Here is a 24,081-nt window from a genome sequence, read left to right as displayed (position 1 = left end):
GCTCTATGAAGCGATGCGTCGATATTCACAGTATTGCGCCTGCCAAAACTCCTCCTCAAGGCGCTCTGAGAGTCGCTCTTCAGTTCTGTCTGTTGCTTTCCCTTGCTGCACGGCTTTCTTCGCGACCTCAATCGCTATCTTTCGCGACACGTTTTGAATATCACTCAGTGGCGGTAAAAGCTGCTTCCCGCCTTTCAACATCGGCGACATTGATGCCAACGTCATGCTCGCCTGTTGTAGCATTTCATTGGTTACTCGATTGGCATTTGCACTGATAACACCCAAGCCAATCCCAGGAAATATGTAGCTGTTGTTACACTGCGCGATAGGGTATTTAACGCCCTTATACACAACATCAGGAAATGGGCTGCCAGTGGCAACAATGGCGCGGCCATCAGTCCAAGTAATGATATCAGTAGGCTTCGCTTCGACACGGCTAGTGGGATTTGATAACGGCATTACAACAGGACGCTCACACCCAGCGGCCATCGCTTCGATGATCGGTTGATTAAATAAACCAGGCACACCTGTTACGCCGATTAATACGTCAGGTTTCGCTTTCTGAATAACATCTAGCAAGCTGATTTCCGTATTCGCATCAACCTCCCACTGGGTACGAATAGAGGTTGGTTGTGCCAAAGACTGTTGGAAAGAGAGCAATCCCGTCATTCCCTGCTCTAACAATCCCCAGCGGTCAACCATGAAGATCTGCTCTCGGGCTTGTTGCTCACTGATACCTTCATAGACCATTTGAGCAATAATGGCTTCGGCAATGCCACAACCGGCAGAACCCGCTCCCGCGAAAACCACTTTTTGTTGGGACAAGGGTTTTCCCGTCACATTTGCTGCCGCAAGTAAAGTACCCACAGTTACCGATGCGGTGCCTTGGATATCATCATTAAAACAGCAAAACTTATCTTGATAACGCTGTAAAAGAGGCATTGCGTTGGTTTGAGCAAAATCTTCAAATTGGATCAAAGCATCTGGCCAACGTTGACGAATTGCTTTCAGACAATCGTCGACAAAATCGTAGTATTGTTCACCCGACACACGCGGATGACGCCACCCCATGTACATTGGATCAGAAAGTAACGCGGAATTATTCGTACCGACATCCAATACAATCGGTAAGGTATGTTCTGGGTTAATACCTCCACACGCGGTGTACAGAGCTAACTTCCCAATAGGGATACCCATGCCACCAATGCCTTGGTCACCGAGACCGAGAATGCGTTCTCCATCCGTAATAACGATAACTTTGACATCTTTGTTTGGAGCGTTATTGAGGATTTCTTCTAGTTCATCTTGTTCTTCGTAACTAAGAAACAGACCTCGGTTACGACGATAGATTTGAGAAAACTTCTGACATGCATCACCTACTGTTGGTGTGTAGATGATCGGCATCATCTCCTCGATATGTTGATCAATGAGCTTAAAATACAGAGTTTCATTGGTATCTTGGATATTTCGTAGATAGATATGTTTATCTAACTCTGATGAGAACAATGAAAACTGCTCGTACGCTCGGCTTGCTTGTTCTTCAATACTTTCAATATTGGCTGGTAACAACCCTGATAAGTTAAAACTTTTACGCTCTTCAGATGAAAACGCGCTGCCTTTGTTCAGCAAGGGCGTATTCAGTAGGGTATTTCCAGCCTGTCTGACAAACATTTTCTTTGGCATTACCCTATTACCTCTCGATACTGTTCAACGGTTTCATCAATCAAAGCGTCATTACAACCAAGGTAATTTTTAGGGTCACATGCAGCATCAATTTCTTCTGTGGTTAAAATGGCTGAAACTTCCGGATCTAGCGCTAACACTTCATTTAAGCTGCCCATTTCAGGTGCATTGGCAATAGCCGCTTTCACCTTGTTGTAGCCGTCACCTCTGCCGACTTTTTCTGCCACTTTCATCATCACCGCTTCAGACATCACGAAGTTTCGCGAAGCAGCGAAGTTCTCCAGCATTTTTGATTCATTCACAATCAAGTTCGCAATCAAGCGATGAGCTCGCTCTAACGAAGTCGATACAGCTAATGCAGCTTCAGGCACTAAGCTCCAGTTCAGCACACGCATAGAGGCAGAACGTACATCTTGTTGATCCATGAGATTTGGCGCGCCACTTGCGTACATCCACCCCATACGAGAAAGGGTTTGAATCATGTTTGCAGCACGAGGGTTGGCTTTATGCGGCATTGCGCTTGAGCCACCACCGCCTTCGCCTTCGCGAACTTCTGCAATTGAGGCTCGCCCCATCATTTCTGTGTCGTTAGCGATGCGACATAGAGTGCCATGGATAAGTGCGAAGAATTGAATCAATTCAACCACATGATCCATACTGGCATTACCTAATCCTTTCGGTTCAGTCAAGCCTAACTCAGCGAACAGACCTTTGCGCATCTCTAAACCTTGGGAGCCAATCGATGACAAGTTTCCAATCGCACCACCATAAACTCCGGTAGTTACACGAGCATACATTTCATCAAGACGTTTGACGTGACGAGTCACTTCCAACAAATAACTGCTTACTTGCAAACCCCATGTGGTTGGCAGTGCATCCATAGCATTGGTGCGAGCAACCATTACGGTATGTTTATGTTTCAAAGCCATCTGCTGTAGATGATCACCTAAGGTGGTCAACTGCACACGAATTAAATCCATTGTTTGCTTGATGCGCATAGCTAGGCCAGTATCAAGAAGATCTTGGGTTGTACCACCCCAATGCAAATATTTTTTTACGTAGTCGTCGCCTTGTTCAGAAAGTTGGTCAACCAAAGGTTTGATGGCCATTCCGACCGTTTGTGTATCGTGAGCAAGGCGAGCCCAGTCGATATTTTCAATACGGCAAACCTTAGTAATTGAAGCAACTGCTGGTTGGGGAATTAACCCCAACTCAGCTTGCACTTTGGCAATAGAAACCTCAAAAGTTAACCATGTACGGATCAAGTTGTTATCTGACCAAACTTGCTTCATCTCTTTTTGCGTGAACAGCGGTGAGTAAAGTGTTGAGTCAAAAACAGAAACGTTTGAACCATGCATATTGATTTCCTATGCTCCAATAAAGGTAATGATGAGAAGAGTCAGCAATCCACCAATCATTGGGATAGCTGTACGTTTAACAAGTTCTGTCGGTGGTACACCCGCTACGCCTGCACAAGCAATCACTACACCTGCAACTGGTGAAAATGAGCGGAAGATACCAGCAGAAAGCTGCATTGGAAGCGCCAGTGCTGCCGTTGATACGCCGACATGAGCTGCAACATCCGGAGCTAAGTTAGAGAAGCTGAAAAATGCTGCATTGCCTGAACCTGATAGCAACGCCGTTACACCGATAATTGCCACAAGCAGAATAACCATCAGCATATAGCCAAAACCTAGATGTGTTGCTAAGCCTAACATGCCAGAGATAAAACCAATTGCTGTTAAACCAATCACAAATGTTTGAGCTGCGATGATCAAAGATACAACGCTTGCGAACACATCACCCATACCTTGCAGGTAAACTTTCAGCGATGCAGCCACTGCGCGGCCGTCTTTCGAGTAAATAAAATCACACAACATTGCTACGCCTAAGCTAATAAACATTGCTGTCACCACATCGATCTTAATTGAGGTAATGGCAAATTTGCTGAAAGTCAGTAGCAATGCTAGAGGAAGTACAGGTAACACAGAGAACCATAGTGGTGCTGGGCGAGAGTTGTCTTCTTTAGCATTAAGTTCATAAGTAACACCGTTTGCTTCATCACGTTTGTCAAACCACTTTTGGCAAACAAAGTGCAGAGCAGCAATCACAACCGCAACACAAACACCAACGAACAACTGATGTTGAACAAAGTAAGCAGCCGCATCAATACCAATCACTTCTGCCGCTTTGTTTGAAGCACCAGATGCAGGACCTAAGTCCAAACAAGCGGTTGTTGCCAGCACCGCTGCAACCGAAGCTGGCGTACAACCGATACCCACAAGTACTGGATACAGTGCAACCAAAAGCAGCATTGCCAAGCCAACAGCACTTGGAATAAATACGTTTAAGAACTGACCCAAAATGTAGGTTAACGCCAAAATGATATATGGGTTACGAATGGCAGAAAGCGGTTTAGTGGTGACTTTAACCAATGCATTGGCTGCGCCGATATGTCCCATGTATTTTGAAAAACCACCTACAGCCATAATGATCAAACCGAGGTTAGCGAGTGTAGACGAACTAATGGTTTTAATAACTAGGAAAAAATCCACCGCTGTGGCACCAGAAGGCTTAGCCCCTTTTGGTAAGAATTCTGGGCCGCCAACCAACGCCCCAACTATCATCATCAGTAAACCCGCGCCAAACAACACAGCCTGAGTGTTATATTTCTTAACTATTAAGTATCCTGCCCCAAATACGATAGGCAGAGCGAGTAGAGCAATCATTTGTTCACCTTTTTATAGTAGTAAGTCTCCTTATATTGGTGACCCAACATAAATAACAATATGGGAACCTGTTTTTCCCATATAAAAGTGTGAAGCGTTTAAAAATTCTTAATTAGATGCGCTAGATTAAACACAAACTAAAAATTCTAACGTAGCAATTTAATTCAACAACCTCGCGAATACCTTAAGAACGAATTATTACAAAAAGTAATCACATGTATTATCTACAAAGATAATTAGAGCGTTACGCCTCCTAGGTATTATGATGAGAAATCGTTTTTCTCACTTTCTATTTTTCACCTAGTTCAGACACACCAAGAACGTTGCGTAAATCACAAATCAAGCCCAATTAATTTATTTCACCATAAAAAATAATAAATAAAAATACACATATAAATTAACCGAGCATGAATTCTTACTTAAAAAATAGACAAATATGAAGTTAATCAAACTTTATTTAGGGAAGATTAATTTCCCTTACATTTTAAAAAACATGCAATCTAGGATGCAATTTCCAATAACAAATAAGGAAAGTTGCAGCAATGGTAACGAATAAAAAACTCTTAACTCTCATTATCTCTACCCTTTGTTTCTCAGGAATGGCTCAAGCACAAAACGTCTACAAAGACGATACCAATAGCCTTGATATTTATGGTCGACTTGAAGCTCAAATCGCTCATGGTGATGAGAGTTTTGCTTCAGAAGATGACTTGGCTGGTCGCATGAGCGGCCGTTTAGGCTTCGACATGAGCAGAGAGCTAAGCGCCGTTGAAAACACTAGAGTATTAGGTAAGTTTGAATGGCAAGTCCGAACTGAAAAAAATGACACTCGCTTTGACGCAGGAGAAAGTTTGGAAGCTCGTTATAACTATCTAGGAATAGAAAATGATAAATTCGGCACTTTAATTTTTGGCCGAACGAAAAACCCTTTGTATCAAGTAATGAAGATTACTGATAAATATAAAAACTTCACTCCTGGTATCTATAACTTTGGTTTATCTTCAATAGATACTTCTTATTCATATAATCGCCAAGATTCCACATTGCAATATGAAGGAAAATTTGGAATTCATGAAATTCAAGCTGCCTACGTTATTGGAAACAATGAAAATGAACGCTTAGATAACGGCATAATGGCAAGTTATCGTATGAATTATAAAAGCGATGGATTCAGAGTTTCTCCAGCAATTGCATTTAGCCAGTTCAACCGAGACAGTGAAAGTACAGCTACATCTCGTGAACAGCATGATCAAATTATCGCCGGCATTGAACTTTCACTTAATAATTTCTCATTTGGTATTACTGCTGATTATATAAATATCGACACTGACAATAATAGCAATGAAAAATATTTTGGTATTGACTCAATTGTTGCTTACCAATGGGACAACTTCAAAATTCTTGCAGGTTACAGCTTCTTAGACGAGGATGGTGAAGATATCTATGAAAAAGAAGACTGGCGTATTGAAGGGCAATGGACTTTGGCGAGTCGTACATACCTTTCTGTGACGTACGATCGTGAAATTGCCGCAAAAAATGCCGACAGCGACGATGACGCAATCATTGTTGGACTCCGTTACGACTTCTAAGGACTAAACGACATGAACAGTAAAATAAAGAGCTCTTTGCTTGCAGCAGCGTTAATGTTTGGTAGCAGCTCAGTGTACGCTGACATCCTCATTGCCCCATCTCCAACAGTTAAAATGGACGGTGAAAACAAAGTTGTCGCTATTTATGGCAATTCTTACACGCACTACAACAACAACCTTAATACTCGTTTACGTGATTTAACTCGTTCATTGCTGCCTGACAACGCGAAAGGTTACAGCTACCGCGGCATTACGATTTCTAGCGGACAATTGGGCTGGCATGAACCTAATTTGCGCTTCCAGAACACGTTAAAAGCTTGGGATGTGGTCATTCTACAAGGCAACTCGATGGAGCCGATTAGTAACAAAAGTGAATCAAGGGAGTACTTCCAAACTTCCGCAAAATCTATGGCGAAAATTGCTCATGATGCAGGCTCAAAGGTGGTCTATTTCATGACATGGGCGCAAAAGGCACATCCTGAACAAACTCAAGCGTTGGCAAAGGCTTATGACGAAATCGCTCTGGAGACGGGAGGCTACGTAGCCCCAGTTGGCTTGGCATTTGCCAATAGCCTTCAACAACATCCAGATATCGAACTCTATCATAGTGATGGTAAGCACCCTTCTTTAGCGGGTACTTATCTGGCAGCTTCGGTATTCTTTGCCACACTTTACAACCAATCACCGATAGGTGGTGATGTACCTGTAGATAGTGATATGTCGCCAGATATAGCGAAGAAACTACAAGCAATAGCGTGGAAAACGGTGCAAAATTACCAATCTCAACGTTAATCGTACCGGTCTTCTTCTTGGAATAAGAAGAAGACCTTTTTAACTTGGTCAACTTTCACAGAACGTAAACTTAAACCCTTGAGACTCTGTGTTACTCTGCGCAATCTCAGAAAAACAACGGTTAAACTTCCATGAAAGATCATCTTGATTTGACAACTTATAAGCAGTTAGCAGAGAAACTACAACCTTACACAGAGTCAGAAGCAGCACTCAACTCTTTCATCATCAATCATTTTGAAGAACTTTCGTACTATGGAATTATCGATTTAGCGCAAAAGGCTAGAGTAAGCAAAGCCACCATTGGACGCTACCTCAACAAACTTGGCTTCACTGGCTATGCAGCGTTTAAGAGTGCGCTCAAGAGAGAGCTCATTACTCACACTATGGTCTCTCCAATAGAGGCAAATAAGTCCAAGCAGACCAGCCAAATCAGTGATATCAAATCCGAAGCACAACGCTATATTGGAAATGTTAGCCAACTGATTGAGCAGTTTTCCAAAGACCTCAATATGGAAAACCTAGAAAGTCTTGCAAAGATGATCATGGATAAAGAAAGGACTATCTATGTTGTTGGCCCAGCGTCTTCATACGCTCTAGCTATCCATTTTTCAACATTACTGAAATACAGCCGCTCAAATGTTGTCTTGCTGCCTTTGGATAAGGGAGATCTACCTAAAGCTCTGCTTGGAGTAAGTGATAAAGACGTTTTGATTGCTTTTTCATACTACCGGTTTAATCCGGATGTGCTGAATATTACAAAACTCTTCAACCTCAAAAATGCGCATGTCACGGTAGTGACGAACACGCACTCCAACCCTTACAGCATATATAGTGATGTTCAGTATGTACTGCCCAGTGATGTCGACTCAATATTCCACAGCCGCACCATTGGTTTCCTTTTTGTTGAACTGCTGCTGTTTCTCGTCCAGAGAGAATCGAATGGTGATGACAACTTTGAGGAGCTTGAAGAACTGTTTAAGTTCTTTGGCACCTTTTCTTCCCTTGAATTTAAGTAGCGTTCTACTTCACAACTATTGATGAGTTTGAAGAGGAACTACTACAACAAACGGTTCTTATATTGCTCCGGCGTCTGGCCGGAGTATTTTTTAAACATGGCAATAAACGGGCTGGCTTGGTTGTATCCCAAGGTTAAGGCGACCTCTTTGACCGAGTGTCCACTTCGGAGTAAGTCCATTGAGTGCAGATAGCGAACACGCAAGCGCCACTCAGTAAAGCTCATGCCGAGTTCTGCCTGACAATATCTGGCGAGCGTTCGCTCGGTAGTGTGTACTCGCTCAGCCCACTGCTGCAAGCTGGTGTTATCGGTCGGGTTCTCTTCTACCGCCGCTAAAATCGGTGCCAAATATTTGTGGTGGCTGGACGGCAAAAAGTGCTGCTGCATTTCGCGTGTCGCAAGTTGGTCAATCAATACCTGCAACAGACGTTTGTCTTCGACACTTTCCGCCACACCGATTTCACGCATGCGAAAGTCATCAATGATAGCGGTCACTATCGGAGTCACTTTAATCAGGCTCGTTTTGGTCGGGAAAGCGTGTGTCATTTCGGCTGAAATATTGATGGAACAATAATCCAGAGGCTTACGGTTAAAACTCTTGTGTCGAGTGCCTGCTGGAACCCAAATTGCGAGATGAGGTGGAGCAAGAAAACGGGTGTCTTCCGCTTCCATTTCCAATATGCCACCAGCAATTAACTGAACTTGCCCCCAAGCGTGGCTGTGTACGCGCGTTTCCGTATTCGACAAAAACGCTTCGAAGTTCATGAATACGTCTGAAGGCGCTTTAGCAATTGCTAGTGAAGGATGAAGATTTCTCGCCTGTTTTTTCACTCTGCTTTCCTTGTCGAGCTATGTTCCTAAAGAACTATGTCTTTTTAACGATATTTATCAGGTTAAAGACTTTAAACGAGATGAAAGCAGATATCAAAACCCTAGCGTAGATAAATGAAGAAATAGCCTCTATCGGCTTCATTTTGGCTGCATAGCCAAGAGTTTAGTGGTTATAATGCGACCTTCATTTGGCTGAAAGTAAAGGATTACAGTGACATGACGGACTCGACAACGAAAGGGGATGGGAGCAACGAAGCCCTGTTGATCATTGATATGCAGATAGGCTGTTTCCACACACCAAGACACGACAGAGAAGGCGTTATTTCAAGAATCAATAAGCTTTCTCATGCTTTCCGCGCCAAAAACTTACCCGTTATTTTCATTCAGCATAACGGTATTAAAGAAAACTACTTATTGCCGGGTACAGAAGATTTTGAAATCGTCAGAGAGCTTGTCATCAGTGATGCAGATTACACCGTCGAGAAAACCGTTAATGGCGCTTTTTATCAGACAAATTTGAAAGAGCTTTTAGACTCATTAAATGTTGGAACCCTTTATATCACAGGGTTGGCGACTGATTTTTGTGTTAACGCAACCATTCACACCGCACTGGTAGAAGACTTTAATATTGTGGTGGTTTCCGATTGTCATACAACGGCTGACAAACTGGAAATGAGCGCAAGTGACATCATCAAATTCCATAACTTCATATGGTCTAACTTAACGCCGACCGAAGGTGTTATTTCGCTTAAAACCCACGAAGAAGTACTGAGCTAAATCGCGCTACGGATTAGCTTGTCTCTGATAGGGGTTATCCCTCAAATAAAAGAGCCTGCGAGTGATTTCACCAACTCGCAGGCTCTTTTGCTAATAAGGTCTGAGTGAGAACTTATTACGCGTTAACCACTTCTAGAATGATTTTTTCTAGTTTATCCAAACCTTCATTAAGCACATCGAACTCAATGGTCAGCGGTGGTAGCAGGCGAATCACGTTCGCTTTCACACCACAAGAAAGCAGGATCAGACCGTTCTCTTGAGCTTTGCTGATCACCGCTTTGGTGACATCTTGCAAAGGAGCGCCTGATTGCGGATCCGTAAACTCAATCGCCATCATCGCGCCCGTGGTGCGGATTTCACCAATCGCAGGTACAGACTGCTGTAGCTTGCTCATGCGAGCGTTTACCACTTCACCAATGCTCATTGCTTTGGTACACAAATCTTCTTCTTCGATGATTTTCAGCACTTCTAAGCCAGCTACACAACCCAGTGGCGAGCCAGCATACGTACCACCAAGGCCGCCCGGTAAGGCTGAATCCATCACATCTGCTTTACCTACAACAGCAGAGATTGGGAAACCGCCAGCAATACCTTTCGCCATGGTCATCAGATCCGGTTCAATGCCCAAGTATTCCGTTGCAAACATTTTACCTGTGCGAGCAAAGCCTGTTTGGATTTCATCAGCAATCAGAACGATACCGTGTTTGTCACAGAGTTTACGCAGACCTTGTGCAAATTCTCTTGGCGCTTGGTAGAAACCGCCCTCGCCTTGCACAGGTTCAAAAATGATCGCTGCAACGCGTGCAGGTTCGATATCACATGCAAACAGATCTTCTAGTGCCTGCAGGCTCTGCTCGACACTGATACCGTGGAAAGCGTTCGGGTAAGGCGCATGGAAAATCTCACTCGGGAAAGGACCAAAGCCCACTTTATAAGGTGCAATTTTGCCAGTTAAGCCCATTGTCATATGTGTACGACCGTGGAAACCACCTTTAAAAGCAATAACACCGCTACGACCAGTATGCGCACGCGCCACTTTCACTGCATTCTCTACCGCTTCTGCACCTGTAGTTAAGAAGATGGCTTTTTTCTTAGTATCACCCGGAGCCAACTCGGTCAGCTTTTCCGCTAGCTCAACGAATGAAGCATAAGGCGTGACCATCGCACAGGTATGAGAGAAGTTATCTAGCTGAGCTTTCACCGCTTCACTGATTCGTTTGTTGGCATGTCCTGTATTCGTTACTGCGATACCGGCTGCAAAATCGATGTACTTGTTGCCTTCCACATCCCATACATAGGCATTTTCAGCTTTTTCTACATATAGGGGATACAGAGCGCCCATCCCTTGAGCAATGACCTGACTTCTTCTTTGGTGTAGTTGTTGGTTTGTCATTTTTTCGTCCTTAAATTAGTTTCCGCCAAAGCACAGGTATTTCACATCCATGTATTCATCGATGCCTTGCTTCGCGCCTTCACGTCCGATACCAGATTGTTTCACACCACCAAATGGTGCGACTTCAGTAGAGATTAAACCTTCGTTGATGCCCACCATGCCGTACTCAAGCGCTTCGGCAATCTTCCATACACGGTGAATGTTTTGACTGTAGAAGTAAGAAGCCAAGCCGTAGATAGTGTCATTCGCCATTTCGATCAGTTGATCGTCGTTATCAAAACGAATCACAGGCGCAACTGGTCCAAAAATTTCTTGCGAGACGATCGTCATATCGTGAGTCACATCTTTCAGCACTACAGGTTGCATGAACAGACCATCTAACTGGTGCAATTCAGACACAGGTTTCGCGCCTTGCTCAATGGCTCCATCAATCAGTGCTTGGATATTTTGTTTTGCCGATTCACTGATCACTGGACCAATGTTCACGCCAGCTTCCAAGCCGTTACCGACTTTCAGTTTCTGTACTGCAGCATCAAACTTAGTGACGAAATCGTCATACACTTTGCTGTGAACATAGAAGCGGTTAGCACACACGCAGGTTTGCCCCGCGTTGCGGAACTTAGAAGCAATCGCGCCGGTGACCGCGGCATCAATATCTGCATCATCAAACACGATGAAAGGCGCGTTGCCACCCAGCTCCATAGAGGTGCGTTTGATATCCGCAGCGCTTTGCTGCATTAGGATACTGCCGACCTGAGTAGAGCCAGTGAACGAAAGCTTACGAATCAGAGGATGTGTTGTGAAAATACCGCCCACTTGACGAGAAGTTTCACCCAGAACCACCTGCAACACATCGCGAGGAATGCCTGCCTGATAAGCCAACTCTGCCACTGCAAATGCAGAAAGAGGGGTTGATTCCGAAGGCTTAACGATAAAACTACAACCTGCCGCCAAAGCTGGGCCTGCTTTACGAGTAATCATCGCAATTGGGAAGTTCCACGGCGTAATTGCACAGGCAACACCGATAGGTTGCTTGATGGTCACTAAGCGTTTGTCTTTACTCGGGGCTGGAATCGTTTCGCCGTAAGTGCGTTTTGCTTCTTCAGCAAACCATTCGATAAAGCTCGCGCCATATACCACTTCACCCTGAGCTTCCGCCAACGGCTTACCTTGCTCAAGCGTCATAAGACGACCAAGATCTTGTTTGTTATCCAGAATCAATTGATTCCATTTTTGTAGCAACGCCGAGCGCGCTTTCGCTGGCATCGCCGCCCACTCTTTCTGAGCGACACTCGCTCGTTCAATGCCATTGAGAATGTCGCTTTCTGCTGACATCGGTGCATAACCAATGACTTCGCCTGTGGCTGGGTTAGTTACCGCTATCCCTTCCGCTTCATTCGACACCATAAACGAAAGAAGGCTTTTGTTTTGTATCTGTTGCATGGTCAATCCTTATGATGACTTTGCTGCGTTGCTCAGAAGATTTCACCGACTGAACAACACAACTTTAAATTACGCTGGGATCTGCTGAGTGATGCAGTGGATGTTCCCACCGCCCAAAAGAACCTCTCTGGACGGAATACCGATAATCTGATGGTTCGGCATCGCCGCGCTCAAAATCTCTACCGCTTGTGCGTCTGTATTTTTATCAAGCAGTGGCAAAAACACATGATTATTGACGATAAGAAAATTCGCGTATGAAGCGCTTAGCCTTTCTCCTGCGCTGCGATTCATACCAGAACTCACATCAATCCCGCTCACTTCGTTCTCGCTATAGTGTAGTGGTCCCGGCAGTGGTAACTTCACGATTTCTATCGCTCGACCTTTCGCATCAGTTTCAGATTTCAGAACAGCTTCTGCTTCGCGAGACAAATCGTATTGTGGATCGCTTGGATCATCTGTCCAACTTAGCACCACTTTCGCTGGCGCAATGACGTGCATGAGGTTATCAACATGTCCGTCAGTTTCATCGTTAAACAGGCCATTCGGTACCCAAATCACTTTCTCAACCGCCAGATACTGTTTCAGTAGCGCTTCAATCTCTGACTTACTCAGATGAGGATTGCGTCCCGGACTCAGCAAGCACTCTTCGGTGGTGTAAAGTGTTCCTTCACCATCGGTATGAATTGATCCACCTTCCAATACAAACGGCGCTTGATAATGGTCAATGCCGATAATGTCGCAGACTGAAGCTGCCACTAAATCGTCTTGTTGCCAGTTATCATAAAGCCCATTGTATTCACCACCCCAAGCGTTGAATTTCCAACTTATGCCTCGGCGCTCACCCTTATCATTGATGACAACCGTCGGACCTATATCTCGCATCCAAGCATCGTTAAATGGAATGTCCACTAAGCGAACCTCTGAATCGAGCATTTCACGTGCGCGGTCATAACTGCCAGAGCATACCGCCACACGAACTTTTGCCACTTGAGAGATAGCATTAGCAATGTTGGCAAAGGTTTCTTGCGCTGGCTTAGCGTCTTCACGCCAGTTATCACGACGTTCTGGCCATGCTAACCACACTTCACTGACCGGCTGAAATTCAGCCGGAAAATAGAAGCCATCTTGCGCCGGAGTTGTTGACAACTTCATCTTAACGCCCCTTTAAACGGTTAGTTTGCCAACGCTCGTGTAAAGGTCTGGACGGCGGTCGCGGAATAAGCCCCAAGCATGACGAGCTTTCGCTGTCGCATCTAAATCGATCTCTGCGTAGATGATGGTTTCGCCTTCACGTGGCGCTTCTGCAATCTTTCCACCTGTGTGGTCGGTAATGAAAGAAGAGCCGTAGAAAGTAGTTTCAATGCCATCATCCACTTCTGTACCTACACGGTTTGAAGCAATAACAGGTACTAGGTTTGCAGCAGAGTGACCTTGCATTGTGCGTTGCCAGTGGTCACGTGAATCCAGTGTAGGGTCTTGAGGTTCAGAACCAATTGCTGTTGGGTAGAAGATCGCTTCTGCACCATGCAATGCTAGGCTACGAGCTAGCTCTGGGAACCATTGGTCCCAACAGATACCCACGCCAAATTTGCCGAACTTGGTTTGCCATACACGGAAACCTGTGTCGCCAGGGCTGAAGTAGTATTTTTCGCTGTAACCCGGACCATCAGGAATGTGTGACTTACGGTAGTTGTCCATCACTGTGCCGTCAGCATCAATCATGACTAGTGAGTTGAAGAAGTTGTTACCAGAACGCTCGAAATAGCTAACCGGAATCACTACGTTAAGCTCTTTAGCTAACGCACTCATTTCTTTGATTAGGAGACAGTTTTCTGTTTCTTCTGCCAACTCGAAATATTTTGCTTCCTGCTTTTTGCAGAAGTAAGGGGCAGCGAACAGTTCCTGAGGAAGAATAACATTCGCTCCGTTTTGTGCCGCTTCACGAATGGCTTTTTTCTCTTTGTTCAGGTTATCTTCCAGATCCCAGCTTTTAGATAGCTGAATAGCTGCAAATTTAACGACTCTGCTCATTTCGATGTTCCTTATCTCTTAAATTGCCAATTTGTCACGTAAGTTGTAGTAAGCCGCACCGATCGCTGTAAATGGAACTTGGAAATGGCGACCGCCTGGGAATGAGTAATGTTTTAGCGCTGCGAAAGCATCAAAACGCTCCGCATGGCCTGTTAATGTTTCTGCCAGCAATTTGCCCGCTAGGTGTGTACAGGTAACACCATGACCGCTGTAACCTTGCAGGTAGTAAATGTTGTCTGCGAACGAACCAAACTGAGGCATGCGTGAATAGGTCAGTAAGAAGTTCCCTGTCCATGTGTAATCGACTTTGATGCCTTTCAATTGCGGGAAGACTTTTTCCATCTTCGGACGGATCAGAGCTTCGATATTTTCTGGGTCGCGAGCGCCGTAAACTACACCACCACCGAATAACAGACGGTTATCTGCCGTCAGACGGAAGTAGTCCAATAAGTAGTTACAGTCTTCAACACAATAACCGCTGGTTAATACTTGTTGCAGTTGCTCGTCAGACAGAGGTTCCGTTGTAATTACCTGAGTACCACATGGAATCGCTTTGTTACTGATATTCGGTGCCAAACCACCAAGATAAGCATTGCCAGCCAGCACAAGGTACTTGCTTTTAACGCTGCCCAACGCTGTTTTCACAACTGGGTTAGCACCTTTCTCAATCGACAGTACCGCTGACTGTTCGAAAATCTGACCACCCAGTGACATAAACGCCGCAGCCTCACCTAACGCCAGTTTAAGCGGGTGAATATGACCGCCACGCATATCCAAAAGACCACCGGTATACACTTTTGTACCAACGGTTTGCTCGATTTCTTTTGCATCCAGCAGAGTAAGTTGGTCGTTACCGTAGCGCTCCCAGTTGCGCTTGTGTTCTTCAAGCCCTTTTAACTGCTTATTGTTGAGAGCGGTGAACAGGCCACCTTGTTTGAAATCACACTCGATATTGTATTTATCGATGAGGCCACGGATGATATCGCCACCTTCGAAGATCATTTCACACAAAGCTTTTCCTTGGGTTTGACCATAACGGCTTTCAATCACATCAACATCTCGGCTGTAGCTATTGACGATCTGTCCACCGTTACGGCCAGTTGCTCCAAATCCAACTTTGGCACTTTCTAGAACGACGACTTTAAACCCTTTTTCCGCCAGATGAATCGCGGAAGAAAGCCCTGAGAAACCGGCACCGACAATACAGATGTCACATTCAATGTTGTCTTGAAGTTGAGGGTAATCTGGCATATTTGGCACAGAATCAGCGTAATACGAGTCCGTATGCTTGTTCATAATCATATTCCTTTATTTATCGTAATCGTCAGTGGGCTTAAGCGTGGATACGAATCCAAGTGGTTTTGGTTTCAGTGAATTTTTCCAGAGCGTGGAGTGATTTATCACGGCCGTTACCGCTCATTTTGAATCCACCAAACGGGACAGTCATATCCCCTTCGTTGTAGTTATTGACCCAAACGGAGCCAGCTTGTAGCTGCTTGGCAACACGGTGTACTCGATTGATGTTGCTGCTCCACAATGCGGCACCTAAGCCGTATTTAGAATCGTTGGCAATCTCGATAGCTTCAGCTTCATCCTTAAATGGAATGACGCAAAGTACAGGACCAAAAATCTCTTCCTGAGCAACACGCATTTTGTTACTGACGTTGTCCAAAATGGTTGGTTCAACAAACGCGCCTTGACCTTCAACATCTCCACCACAACGTAGGGTTGCGCCTTCAGCCTGACCTAGTGAAATGTATTCCAGAACTTTCGCTTTGTGGTCTTGGTCGATAAGTGCGCCCATCGATGATGTTGGATTCATAGGGTCTTTTGGCGTGAACGCTTTTGCTGCTGCAATCACTTTTTCGATGAACTGATCTTTGATGCTCTCATGAACCAGCAAACGAGTCGCTGCAACACACACTTCACCTTGGTTATAAAAACAACCAGAAGCCGTTTCTGCTGCTGCGCGGTCTAAATCGTCGCAATCTTCAAAAACGATATTGGCGTTCTTACCACCAGCTTCCGCGAAGACGCGTTTTAGGTTGCTTTGACCTGAGCTGACCATCAACTGACCAGCAATCCGTGTTGAACCAGTAAAGGCGATGCAATCTACATCGTGGTGTTTTGCTAAGGCATCACCTGCTTCATGACCGAAGCCAGTAATCACTTGGAACACACCGTTAGGCATGCCAGCCTGAGCCGCAAGCTGACCAAGGAAAATCGCGGTTAAAGAAGATTTTTCTGAAGGTTTTAAAATAACGCTGTTACCCGCAGCCAATGCTGGGCCAAGCTTCCAACATGCAATCCATAGAGGGAAGTTCCACGGAACAACAGCAGCAATAACACCAATCGGTTGATGGGAAATAAAAGCGTGTACGTCTTTTTCTGTCGGTGCGACTTCACCGTACACTTTATCGATCGCTTCCGCGTACCAGCGCAGTGAATTAGCAGCACCTGGAATATCGGTAGAAAAACTGTGGGAGATAGGTTTACCTGTGTCGAGCGTTTCAAGTAGTGCTAGCTCTTCTCGGTTTTGTTCAATCAGGTTAGCGAACTGATTCAGTACTGCTTTTCGATAAGAAGGACTGCTTTCACTCCACTGACCTGATTGAAAAATTCGTCGAGCGTATGATACCGCAAGATCGACATCTTCACTTTGGCAACGAGCGATTTCTGTAATGATTTCGTCTGTTGCTGGGTTTACTACGGGAATCGTCTGCCCGCTCAGCGCGGCGCTGTATTCACCGTTAATATAGGCCCGATTTTCAATGTTTAGATTATCTTTTAACTCAATCCATTGCTCTTGGGTGTTCATACGCTCTCCTTGTGATCACACAAGGCAAGCACCACTTAGAAAGTGGTTGGCGTATGCGCACTTATCATTCGACAAGCCTTGTCTGTGTGATTAGTAAATCTATGCGGCTCGTTCGTATCAATAACGTACGACTCGCCAGCTTTGATAACGTGAGATTTGCCTTTGTATTCCAGAGTGATTTGTCCCTCTAGAACCGTGCCTATCTCTTCGCCTTCGTGTTCGATTTCTCTCGCACCTGTCGTTCCAAAAGGTGCGTACTCTTCAATCAGGAATCCAATCACCTGATCTTTTTTGCCATTGGTCACTAGTTTCATCGAGACAGACTCACTGCCCATTTCAACCAGTTCCTCAGATGGAATAACAACCTTCGCTTCATTTTTCGGAGATTGTTCAATCATGAAAAACTCCGAAAGAGATAAAGAAAAAACATTGACGATCTTTTGCAACGAGCTCACCGACGGGCTCACTTTGCCATTCTCGATAGAAGAGATAGCACTGTGTGTTATGCCAGCTCTTTCAGCGAGTTCCCTTTGTGACAATTCATGCTTTTTACGCAACTGAACAATAGTTTTTCCAATCTCCAAATTGTCCATCAATATGCAGCTCCAAACGTTAACGTGAGGCTGCCATCATAAACTCTTTAAATAAAATTTGTGAGAAATGATTTGTTTTAGCTTTCCATTCTGGGTGCCACTGAACACCAACAAAGAAATCTTGCTCGGGAAGGCTAAATGCTTCTATCAAACCATCGGGGGCTTTAGCTTCTACTCTTAACTGAGGTGCCAACTGTTCCACACCCTGATTGTGTAAAGTGTTGACGTGGAAGTGAGCTGCATTTTCCCACTCCTCCTCTTTCAGCCAACGCTCAAACAAACTCTGCTCTTGTACTAATACCAAGTGGCCGTGTGCGTATTTTTGTTCAAAATCTTCAACATCCGATTCTCGGTGGTCATTAAAACCTGAATCGTGAACGGCTGGATTCAGCGTTCCGCCCAGTGCAACGTTCATTTCCTGAAAACCACGACAAATGCCTAAACATGGAATGTTTCGGTCAATGGCTTTTCTAATCAGAGAGATAGAAAGCTCGTCACGCGCTTCATCTCGTTTATTTTCAGTGTGGCTCGCGTTGTAGCGATGCGGTGCAACGTTTGAATGGCTACCTGGGAATAAAAAGCCATCACAGACATTCAAAATTTCTTCCACTTCATCACCAGACATGTCTGGCGCAAGAATGATTGGCATTCCACCAAAATCTTTGACAGCGCGAAGATAAAATCCATTAACCGCTTGAATTTGATAGCCGTTGAGTTCCTTCGTACAGCTAACAACGCCAATGATCGGTTTGCGTTTTCCTACCATGACAATTCCGTGTTCGATATATTTAACATTTACACTACAAACCGTGTACAAAATTATCAACACGGATGTTCAAAATAATGGCAATAACGTGACACTGAGCACCTTTTTAGCATTAAAAGCGAATATTCATGCCCATTATATTGAACAAAACAAAAACGACTGTTACAAAATAGTTAACAAGAAATACATAAAAGCAACTCACCAGAATTCGACGCAAAACAATAAGTGACTGTTTCAATTACAAATAACTGAAGAAACCATATTTCAAAGATGAAGATGTGATTTTTTTGTTAAAAGTTATCTCTAATTTCGATACGTCAGTTTATTCGGAGAAGAAAAATGGAAGCTTATCTACAGGAAGTACAAAATTTTAAACAAAACTGGCCCAGTATTGAGTTTGTCGACCTCATATTCACAGACATAAATGCAGCCCCAAGAGGAAAACGAATCCCAATCAATGCATTAGATAAATTAAATAAAGGCGTCGCGCTGCCTCTTTCCACTATCTCACTTGATACAAAAGGTAACGTTGTTGAATCCGCCGGACTTGGAGAAGATCTAGGCGAGCCGGATAATTTGTGTTTCCCGATCAGCGGAACACTAATGCCAACAGCCAAGGAGCAGGTCGGGCAACTACTGATCAGCATGATGGATGAAAAAGGCGAACGACCAAATCCACTTTTCATCCGTAATATCGTTTCTAGTATGCTAGAAACACTCGCGAGCAAAAATCAGTTTCCCTGCATAGCACTAGAGCTTGAGTTCTACTTGATCGATAAAGTTCGTGGTGAGCATGGCGAACCGTTAACCGCCATTAACCCAACCAAAAAAACGCGAGAGAAAGACACCGAAGTTTATGATTTAGATGGATTGGACGACTATGCTGACTTCCTTTCTGATTTAAACCGTATTGCTTTCGAACAAGGGTTAAATACTTCTGGTGCACTTTCTGAATCCGCTCCGGGTCAATTCGAGCTTAACTTCAACCACTCGAAAGATGTTCTGCGAGCCTGTGATGAAATCATTATCGCGAAGCGCTTGATCCGACAAATTGCTCACCAACATGGTTTCGACGCAACTTTCATGGCGAAACCTTTCGCAGATCAAGCGGGTAATGGTATGCACATTCACCTTAGCTTGGTGGATAGCGAAGATAACAACCTCTTTAGCCAGCAAGATGGCCAAGCTAGTTCCCTTTTCTATCAAACAATGGCGGCCATGCTTTCGCAAACATCTCAAGCCATGGGTTTGATTTGCCCTAACGTTAACTCTTACCGCCGTTTCACTCCTGGTGCTTATGTTCCAACAAAAGCCAACTGGGGAGAAAACCACCGCGGTGTTGCGCTACGTGTTCCAATTAGTGACAAGAACAACCGTCGAATAGAACACCGTATTGCAGGTGCTGACGTTAACCCCTATATTCTCGCTGCAGTTGTACTTTCCGCAGTATTAGCGAGTGATAACTATACCAAGGAGCAATGTCCTCCACCTTTAAGTGATAATGCGGTAACTCTGCCACTACGCATGCCTGAAGCCCTTGACAGGCTAGAGCGCAGCGAACTCAATCAATATATTTCGAGAGAGTTTATTGACCTGTATCTAGCTTGCAAACGAAGTGAGCTCGCTGAATTTGAACGAGCTATCACCCCAATGGAAATCGACTGGATGTTACACTCAGCATAAACAAAGGAACTGTACTTCATGACTAGTCAAACCAAAGCGCTGGAAGCGCCACTAAAGATTAATACGCAACATATCTTTGTCTCTCTTATATCCTTAGCCACGTTTATATTTTTTACGGCGATAGGATTAAACCACGAAGAGGGCGAACTCTACGGGTGGATGAGCCTTCTACCAACAACGCTGGTATTGGTGTTTGCACTGACCACTCATCGCACTGTTGAAGCGCTTTTCAGCGGTGCTATTGCTGGGGTGTTGTTGCTTAATCCAAGAGAAGCGGTTGAACAAATCGTGGATATTTCAATGGGCGTAATGATGGATGAAACCATCGCCTGGATTATTCTCGTATGTGGCCTGATGGGTGGCTTGATTGCGGTACTGGAAAAAGGCGGTAGCATTCTGAGTTTCTCAGATATGTTAGTTACTAAGGTTAAAAGCCGCAGACAATCGATGTTGATGACGTTTGTTCTGGGCATTGTTATTTTCATTGATGACTACTTGAATGCTATTGCTATCTCTTCTTCTATGAAGAAAGTAACTGACGGTTACAACATCTCCCGCGAGAAACTGTCTTACTTAGTCGATTCAACAGCAGCACCGATTTGTATTCTTGTACCGATTTCAACGTGGGCGATTTTCTTCAGCTCACTACTGGAAGCAAACAACGTTGCTGAAGCGGGTGAAGGTATTAAGACCTATATTGAAGCGATTCCTTATATGGCTTACGGTTGGGTAACACTGGTGATTGTGCTGCTGGTTGCGATGGAGAAGATCCCAGATCTGGGTTCAATGAAAACTGCTGAACAGCGTGCTAAGAATGGTCAAGTTCGCCCAGACGGCGCAACGGATATCGACTTTGGCTCTGATATCTCATCTCACACCAATCCAACCATGGGTTTGATTAACTTCCTGCTTCCTATGATTGTGCTTGTGGCTGCAAGCTGGTACTTCGGCATTGATTTGCTGGCGGGTGTTTTCGTTGCCCTTATCTTCACTATCTGTTTCTACGGTGCTCAACGACTGATTTCAATGAACGACATGTTCGAGTCTGTTTACGATGGCATTAAAGTCATGTTGCTACCTCTTGCAACCGTTATCGGCGGCTTTATGTTGAAGTCAGTGAACGACCAGCTAGGCGTAACTCAGTATGTTATTGAAACAGTGAGCCCTTATCTATCTGCCTCTTACTTCCCAGCTATCATCTTTATGATTACCGGCGCTTTGGTATTCGCCACTGCATCATCTTGGGGTACTTTTGCGGTAGCAATGCCAATCGTTCTGCCACTGGGTGAACAGCTTGGTGTTCCTCTACACCTAACGGTTGCAGCACTGCTTTCTGCATCGGCTGCGGGCAGCCACTCATGTTTCTTCAGTGACTCTACAGTATTGTCGGCACAAGGTTCTGGTTGTACACCAATGCAACACGCAACTTCTCAGTTCCCATATGCGCTTATCGGTATTGTCGCCACTGCTATTTTCTTCTTAGTGATTGCGTAAATCTCTAACCAAAAAGCACACCAAAACAAAGCCCCTTATTTAAGGGGCTTTGTCATTTGTATCTAAAGCTGTTGAAAATTTAAGCTCGCAATTTTCCAACTTTCGCGGCTGCTAAAGCTAAAGCGGCCAAAATCAGAGGAACGAAGGATACCCACAACACCATCTGCCAGCCGTAAGCACTTAACAGCCCGCCAGATGAAAAAGAACCTATTGCCATTAAGCCAAAAATAATGAAGTCATTGAGCGACTGAACACGATTTTTCTCTTCCGGTTTATGACATTCCAACACTAAAGCTGAAGCGCCAAGAAAGCCGAAGTTCCATCCAATGCCCAGTAAAATGAGTAACCACCAGAAATGGTTTACATCTACGCCCAACAAACCAACAGCCGCAGAAATGCCCGTCAAAACGATCCCTATTGCGGAAATACGCACAGCGCCAAATCGCGCTATCAGTTTGCCGGTGAAAAAGCTCGGGGCATACATGGCGATCACATGCCATTGAATACCTAAGTTTGACGACTCATGGCTGTGGCCATGCATATGCATGGCGAGCGGGGCTGCAGTCATAAGAAAATTCATGATCATGTATGACGCTGCGCCACACACCACAGCAGAAATAAAGCGCGGTTGAAGTGCAATTTCCATTAATGGCCTTCCTCCACCATGCTGCTCTTTTACAGCCGGAGACTGAACGCCATATAAGATCACACCTGAGATCACAGCAACTACTGCCTGAGCAAGGAAAGTGGCAGCAAACATTTTTTCTGGCCACAGATACATGGTTTGTGTCACTAGCTGCGGCCCGATAACACCTGCAACAATACCACCAGCCATAACTAGCGAAAGTGCTTGAGGTCTTTTCTCTGGCGGTAAGCCGTCCGTCACAGCAAAACGAAAAGAGAGAACAACAGCGGCGTAAGCGCCACCTAAAAGGGTCGAGAGACAAAACAACCAGAACAAACCCGTGAACATAGCAGCCATCGCTAACAGCCCCGTTAACACGCCAGCTACCGAACCCGCCATAAACGCCGCTTTTCGTCCGTACTTTCTTGCTAATTCTCCAGCAGGAAAAACACACACAGCCATACCAACAACGAAAATAGAAATAGGCAGTGTGGCAAGCAACGGAGAAGGCGCCAGCATACTTCCGACAATCGCTCCGGTTGCAAATACAACCACTGAATTCGCCCCTGCCAATGCTTGTGCCAATGTTAAACGCCATAAATTGGAACGGCTGACGTCTGGACCAAGTAATGAAGGATCTGTGATTGTCGAATACGAATCGTTAGACATGAACTTTACTTTCCTTGTATGGACATTAAGACAACGTAAATAGTAAGACTATACATGCACTAGTTCTGTAAACGACCTAATAGTGCAGTTCGTGCATGAGCAACTCTTGGTTGACGTAAAGCGCTCGGTAACCAAATCAAGTAGTAAATAATCTCCGTATTAGTGCGAGGTGGCGGAATGAGCTTTAGCTCTCCGCTACTGAGTTGCTTTTCACATAAAAAATGCGGTAGTACAGACCAACCAATACCCTGTATCAGCAGATTTCTATGAGCTCGAAGATCTTGTCCAATCATCGCGGGGATCAAGCTTGGCGCTGCAATACGGTTCGCATTAAGCCAAGCATCCACTAAAGATAATTCCAAGTTGTAGGCTAAGAGTGGCTCTTTAAGAAGAGCTTTACCAAACTCCTCAGCTTGCTCAATCCGCTCTGCCACCACTGGAGAAGCAACCGCGACTATCTTGTCAGTCAAAAGCACCTCACTTTTAAGGCGACTGTCAGTCACGGGATGGGCAGAGATACCTAAATCACAATGACCTTCCAACAACATTTGTGTCACCATTGGCCCATCGCCAGTGTGCATACGAACCCGAATTCCGGCTTCGAGCAACGGAGCTAATTCAGGAGCGAGATTTTCAGCCATAAAATCGATATGCCCTATCAATTGCAGCGCTCCGGAAACATCACGTGAACGAGCTCTCGCAGAAGCAAGCGCAGCTTCAGCAGCATCTAACTTATCGCCAATATCAGCCGCCAACTCATTTGCAGCGGAAGTCGGTAGAACTCCGTCCACTTGTCGTTCGAACAACGGCCGCCCCACAACCACTTCAAGCCCGGCAATATGTTGCGACACAGCGGGTTGTGTTAGGTTCAACATGCGTGCTGCACCGCTAATCGAGCGTTGCCGATAAACCTCAATAAACGTTCTCAGTCTGACTAATGACATACGTGCCCATAAATTTTTTTATACCCTCCCTAAAATAGCATTGTTAGTTGCTCGCAGACAATTTTGATTATTCTTGTTGTCACAGAAATGACTGCGCAATAACGGAAAGTGAATCGTTATATGTCCGGTTAGGTCATCCAAAAGAACTTAGCAACTGCAAGAAACGATAAGGCACCATTTGTCCAAGTGTCAGATGACAAAATAAA

20 protein-coding genes are annotated in these 24,081 nt (G+C 44.8%); 6 read left to right on the top strand and 14 right to left on the bottom strand.

Going from position 1 to position 24,081, the window contains the following annotated elements; genetic code table 11:
• Nucleotides 1–3 precede the first annotated feature (3 nt).
• Genes AAGA51_RS16055 through dcuC form a run of 3 tightly spaced genes read right to left on the bottom strand, consistent with a single transcriptional unit; the run spans nt 4 to nt 4,412 of the window.
• Nucleotides 4–1,683: an NAD-dependent malic enzyme gene (locus AAGA51_RS16055; protein WP_042481369.1), complete on the bottom strand. Its 1,680-nt coding sequence runs from the start codon at nt 1,681–1,683 to the stop codon at nt 4–6.
• On the bottom strand, nt 1,683–3,041 hold the full coding sequence (locus AAGA51_RS16050) for a class-II fumarase/aspartase family protein (protein ID WP_042481373.1): 1,359 nt from the start codon (nt 3,039–3,041) through the stop codon (nt 1,683–1,685). Before AAGA51_RS16050 ends, AAGA51_RS16055 begins: the two co-directional genes overlap by 1 nt.
• A 9-nt stretch (nt 3,042–3,050) precedes the next feature.
• Nucleotides 3,051–4,412, bottom strand: coding sequence for a C4-dicarboxylate transporter DcuC (gene dcuC, locus AAGA51_RS16045; protein WP_042481376.1), 1,362 nt, complete (start codon nt 4,410–4,412; stop codon nt 3,051–3,053).
• A gap of 542 nt (nt 4,413–4,954) precedes the next feature.
• Here dcuC and AAGA51_RS16040 point away from each other — a divergent pair.
• The 3 genes from AAGA51_RS16040 to AAGA51_RS16030 all read left to right on the top strand — a co-directional run bounded on the left by AAGA51_RS16040 (nt 4,955) and on the right by AAGA51_RS16030 (nt 7,809).
• A complete protein-coding gene (locus AAGA51_RS16040) occupies nt 4,955–6,001 on the top strand; it encodes a porin (RefSeq protein WP_042481379.1) in 1,047 nt (348 codons plus the stop codon).
• Between the two features lie 12 nt (nt 6,002–6,013).
• Nucleotides 6,014–6,793 carry a DUF4886 domain-containing protein gene (locus AAGA51_RS16035; RefSeq protein ID WP_042481380.1) on the top strand — a complete coding sequence of 260 codons (780 nt, stop codon included), beginning with the start codon at nt 6,014–6,016 and terminating at the stop codon, nt 6,791–6,793.
• A gap of 131 nt (nt 6,794–6,924) precedes the next feature.
• On the top strand, nt 6,925–7,809 hold the full coding sequence (locus tag AAGA51_RS16030) for a MurR/RpiR family transcriptional regulator (RefSeq protein ID WP_042481385.1): 885 nt from the start codon (nt 6,925–6,927) through the stop codon (nt 7,807–7,809).
• 41 nt (nt 7,810–7,850) lie between these two features.
• Here the strand turns inward: AAGA51_RS16030 and AAGA51_RS16025 are convergent, their stop codons facing one another.
• Nucleotides 7,851–8,639 carry an AraC family transcriptional regulator gene (locus AAGA51_RS16025; protein ID WP_042481388.1) on the bottom strand — a complete coding sequence of 263 codons (789 nt, stop codon included), beginning with the start codon at nt 8,637–8,639 and terminating at the stop codon, nt 7,851–7,853.
• Between the two features lie 216 nt (nt 8,640–8,855).
• Here AAGA51_RS16025 and AAGA51_RS16020 point away from each other — a divergent pair, with 216 nt between their 5' ends.
• Complete coding sequence (locus AAGA51_RS16020; RefSeq protein ID WP_042481390.1) at nt 8,856–9,416, top strand: isochorismatase family protein; 561 nt, start codon at nt 8,856–8,858, stop codon at nt 9,414–9,416.
• Between the two features lie 115 nt (nt 9,417–9,531).
• On the opposite strand, the gene gabT is transcribed toward AAGA51_RS16020, so the two are convergent.
• From gabT to AAGA51_RS15980, 8 genes are all read right to left on the bottom strand, one after another.
• Entirely contained in the window at nt 9,532–10,809 is a 1,278-nt protein-coding gene (gene gabT / locus AAGA51_RS16015) for a 4-aminobutyrate--2-oxoglutarate transaminase (RefSeq protein WP_042481393.1), read from the bottom strand.
• A 15-nt stretch (nt 10,810–10,824) separates the two neighbouring features.
• Nucleotides 10,825–12,252 carry an NAD-dependent succinate-semialdehyde dehydrogenase gene (locus tag AAGA51_RS16010; RefSeq protein ID WP_042481395.1) on the bottom strand — a complete coding sequence of 476 codons (1,428 nt, stop codon included), beginning with the start codon at nt 12,250–12,252 and terminating at the stop codon, nt 10,825–10,827.
• Nucleotides 12,253–12,321: 69 nt separating this feature from the next.
• Nucleotides 12,322–13,404 (bottom strand): agmatine deiminase, encoded by a 1,083-nt coding sequence (gene aguA / locus AAGA51_RS16005; protein WP_042481398.1) that lies wholly within the window; start codon nt 13,402–13,404, stop codon nt 12,322–12,324.
• Between the two features lie 12 nt (nt 13,405–13,416).
• Nucleotides 13,417–14,283, bottom strand: a complete 867-nt coding sequence (gene aguB, locus AAGA51_RS16000) for an N-carbamoylputrescine amidase (protein WP_042481401.1) — start codon at nt 14,281–14,283, stop codon at nt 13,417–13,419.
• 18 nt (nt 14,284–14,301) lie between these two features.
• A complete protein-coding gene (locus AAGA51_RS15995; RefSeq protein ID WP_042481404.1) occupies nt 14,302–15,579 on the bottom strand; it encodes an NAD(P)/FAD-dependent oxidoreductase in 1,278 nt (425 codons plus the stop codon).
• A gap of 37 nt (nt 15,580–15,616) precedes the next feature.
• On the bottom strand, nt 15,617–17,101 hold the full coding sequence (locus tag AAGA51_RS15990; RefSeq protein WP_042481407.1) for an aldehyde dehydrogenase: 1,485 nt from the start codon (nt 17,099–17,101) through the stop codon (nt 15,617–15,619).
• A gap of 35 nt (nt 17,102–17,136) precedes the next feature.
• On the bottom strand, nt 17,137–17,694 hold the full coding sequence (gene puuR / locus AAGA51_RS15985; protein ID WP_042481409.1) for an HTH-type transcriptional regulator PuuR: 558 nt from the start codon (nt 17,692–17,694) through the stop codon (nt 17,137–17,139).
• Nucleotides 17,695–17,713: 19 nt separating this feature from the next.
• Nucleotides 17,714–18,460: a gamma-glutamyl-gamma-aminobutyrate hydrolase family protein gene (locus AAGA51_RS15980; protein WP_042481412.1), complete on the bottom strand. Its 747-nt coding sequence runs from the start codon at nt 18,458–18,460 to the stop codon at nt 17,714–17,716.
• A gap of 339 nt (nt 18,461–18,799) precedes the next feature.
• Between AAGA51_RS15980 and AAGA51_RS15975 the strand changes: the two genes are divergently transcribed.
• Both AAGA51_RS15975 and AAGA51_RS15970 read left to right on the top strand, forming a co-directional pair.
• Nucleotides 18,800–20,143: a glutamine synthetase family protein gene (locus AAGA51_RS15975; RefSeq protein WP_042481415.1), complete on the top strand. Its 1,344-nt coding sequence runs from the start codon at nt 18,800–18,802 to the stop codon at nt 20,141–20,143.
• Between the two features lie 18 nt (nt 20,144–20,161).
• On the top strand, nt 20,162–21,637 hold the full coding sequence (locus AAGA51_RS15970) for a Na+/H+ antiporter NhaC family protein (RefSeq protein WP_042481418.1): 1,476 nt from the start codon (nt 20,162–20,164) through the stop codon (nt 21,635–21,637).
• Nucleotides 21,638–21,716: 79 nt separating this feature from the next.
• Here AAGA51_RS15970 and AAGA51_RS15965 read toward each other — a convergent pair whose 3' ends face one another.
• Nucleotides 21,717–22,931 (bottom strand): MFS transporter, encoded by a 1,215-nt coding sequence (locus AAGA51_RS15965; RefSeq protein WP_156102000.1) that lies wholly within the window; start codon nt 22,929–22,931, stop codon nt 21,717–21,719.
• A 59-nt stretch (nt 22,932–22,990) separates the two neighbouring features.
• Complete coding sequence (locus AAGA51_RS15960) at nt 22,991–23,875, bottom strand: LysR family transcriptional regulator (protein WP_042481421.1); 885 nt, start codon at nt 23,873–23,875, stop codon at nt 22,991–22,993.
• Nucleotides 23,876–24,081 lie beyond the last annotated feature (206 nt).

It is taken from the genome of Vibrio diazotrophicus, from assembly GCF_038452265.1.
Taxonomy (GTDB): Bacteria; Pseudomonadota; Gammaproteobacteria; order Enterobacterales; family Vibrionaceae; genus Vibrio; species Vibrio diazotrophicus.
The sequence above is the reverse complement of the archived record's forward strand: the minus strand, read 5'-3'. Positions and strand labels throughout refer to the sequence as shown.

Bases quoted from the DNA above. Each gene is read 5' to 3' on its own strand.
- AAGA51_RS16020 (WP_042481390.1), top strand. From the start codon at position 8,856: ATGACGGACTCGACAACGAAAGGGGATGGGAGCAACGAAGCCCTGTTG.
- puuR (WP_042481409.1), bottom strand. From the start codon at position 17,694: ATGGACAATTTGGAGATTGGAAAAACTATTGTTCAGTTGCGTAAAAAG.
- AAGA51_RS15960 (WP_042481421.1), bottom strand. From the start codon at position 23,875: ATGTCATTAGTCAGACTGAGAACGTTTATTGAGGTTTATCGGCAACGC.
- aguB (WP_042481401.1), bottom strand. From the start codon at position 14,283: ATGAGCAGAGTCGTTAAATTTGCAGCTATTCAGCTATCTAAAAGCTGG.
- AAGA51_RS16050 (WP_042481373.1), bottom strand. From the start codon at position 3,041: ATGCATGGTTCAAACGTTTCTGTTTTTGACTCAACACTTTACTCACCG.
- AAGA51_RS16030 (WP_042481385.1), top strand. From the start codon at position 6,925: ATGAAAGATCATCTTGATTTGACAACTTATAAGCAGTTAGCAGAGAAA.
- gabT (WP_042481393.1), bottom strand. From the start codon at position 10,809: ATGACAAACCAACAACTACACCAAAGAAGAAGTCAGGTCATTGCTCAA.
- AAGA51_RS15995 (WP_042481404.1), bottom strand. From the start codon at position 15,579: ATGAACAAGCATACGGACTCGTATTACGCTGATTCTGTGCCAAATATG.
- AAGA51_RS16055 (WP_042481369.1), bottom strand. From the start codon at position 1,683: ATGCCAAAGAAAATGTTTGTCAGACAGGCTGGAAATACCCTACTGAAT.
- AAGA51_RS16010 (WP_042481395.1), bottom strand. From the start codon at position 12,252: ATGCAACAGATACAAAACAAAAGCCTTCTTTCGTTTATGGTGTCGAAT.
- dcuC (WP_042481376.1), bottom strand. From the start codon at position 4,412: ATGATTGCTCTACTCGCTCTGCCTATCGTATTTGGGGCAGGATACTTA.
- aguA (WP_042481398.1), bottom strand. From the start codon at position 13,404: ATGAAGTTGTCAACAACTCCGGCGCAAGATGGCTTCTATTTTCCGGCT.
- AAGA51_RS15965 (WP_156102000.1), bottom strand. From the start codon at position 22,931: ATGTCTAACGATTCGTATTCGACAATCACAGATCCTTCATTACTTGGT.
- AAGA51_RS16040 (WP_042481379.1), top strand. From the start codon at position 4,955: ATGGTAACGAATAAAAAACTCTTAACTCTCATTATCTCTACCCTTTGT.
- AAGA51_RS16035 (WP_042481380.1), top strand. From the start codon at position 6,014: ATGAACAGTAAAATAAAGAGCTCTTTGCTTGCAGCAGCGTTAATGTTT.
- AAGA51_RS15975 (WP_042481415.1), top strand. From the start codon at position 18,800: ATGGAAGCTTATCTACAGGAAGTACAAAATTTTAAACAAAACTGGCCC.
- AAGA51_RS15990 (WP_042481407.1), bottom strand. From the start codon at position 17,101: ATGAACACCCAAGAGCAATGGATTGAGTTAAAAGATAATCTAAACATT.
- AAGA51_RS15980 (WP_042481412.1), bottom strand. From the start codon at position 18,460: ATGGTAGGAAAACGCAAACCGATCATTGGCGTTGTTAGCTGTACGAAG.
- AAGA51_RS15970 (WP_042481418.1), top strand. From the start codon at position 20,162: ATGACTAGTCAAACCAAAGCGCTGGAAGCGCCACTAAAGATTAATACG.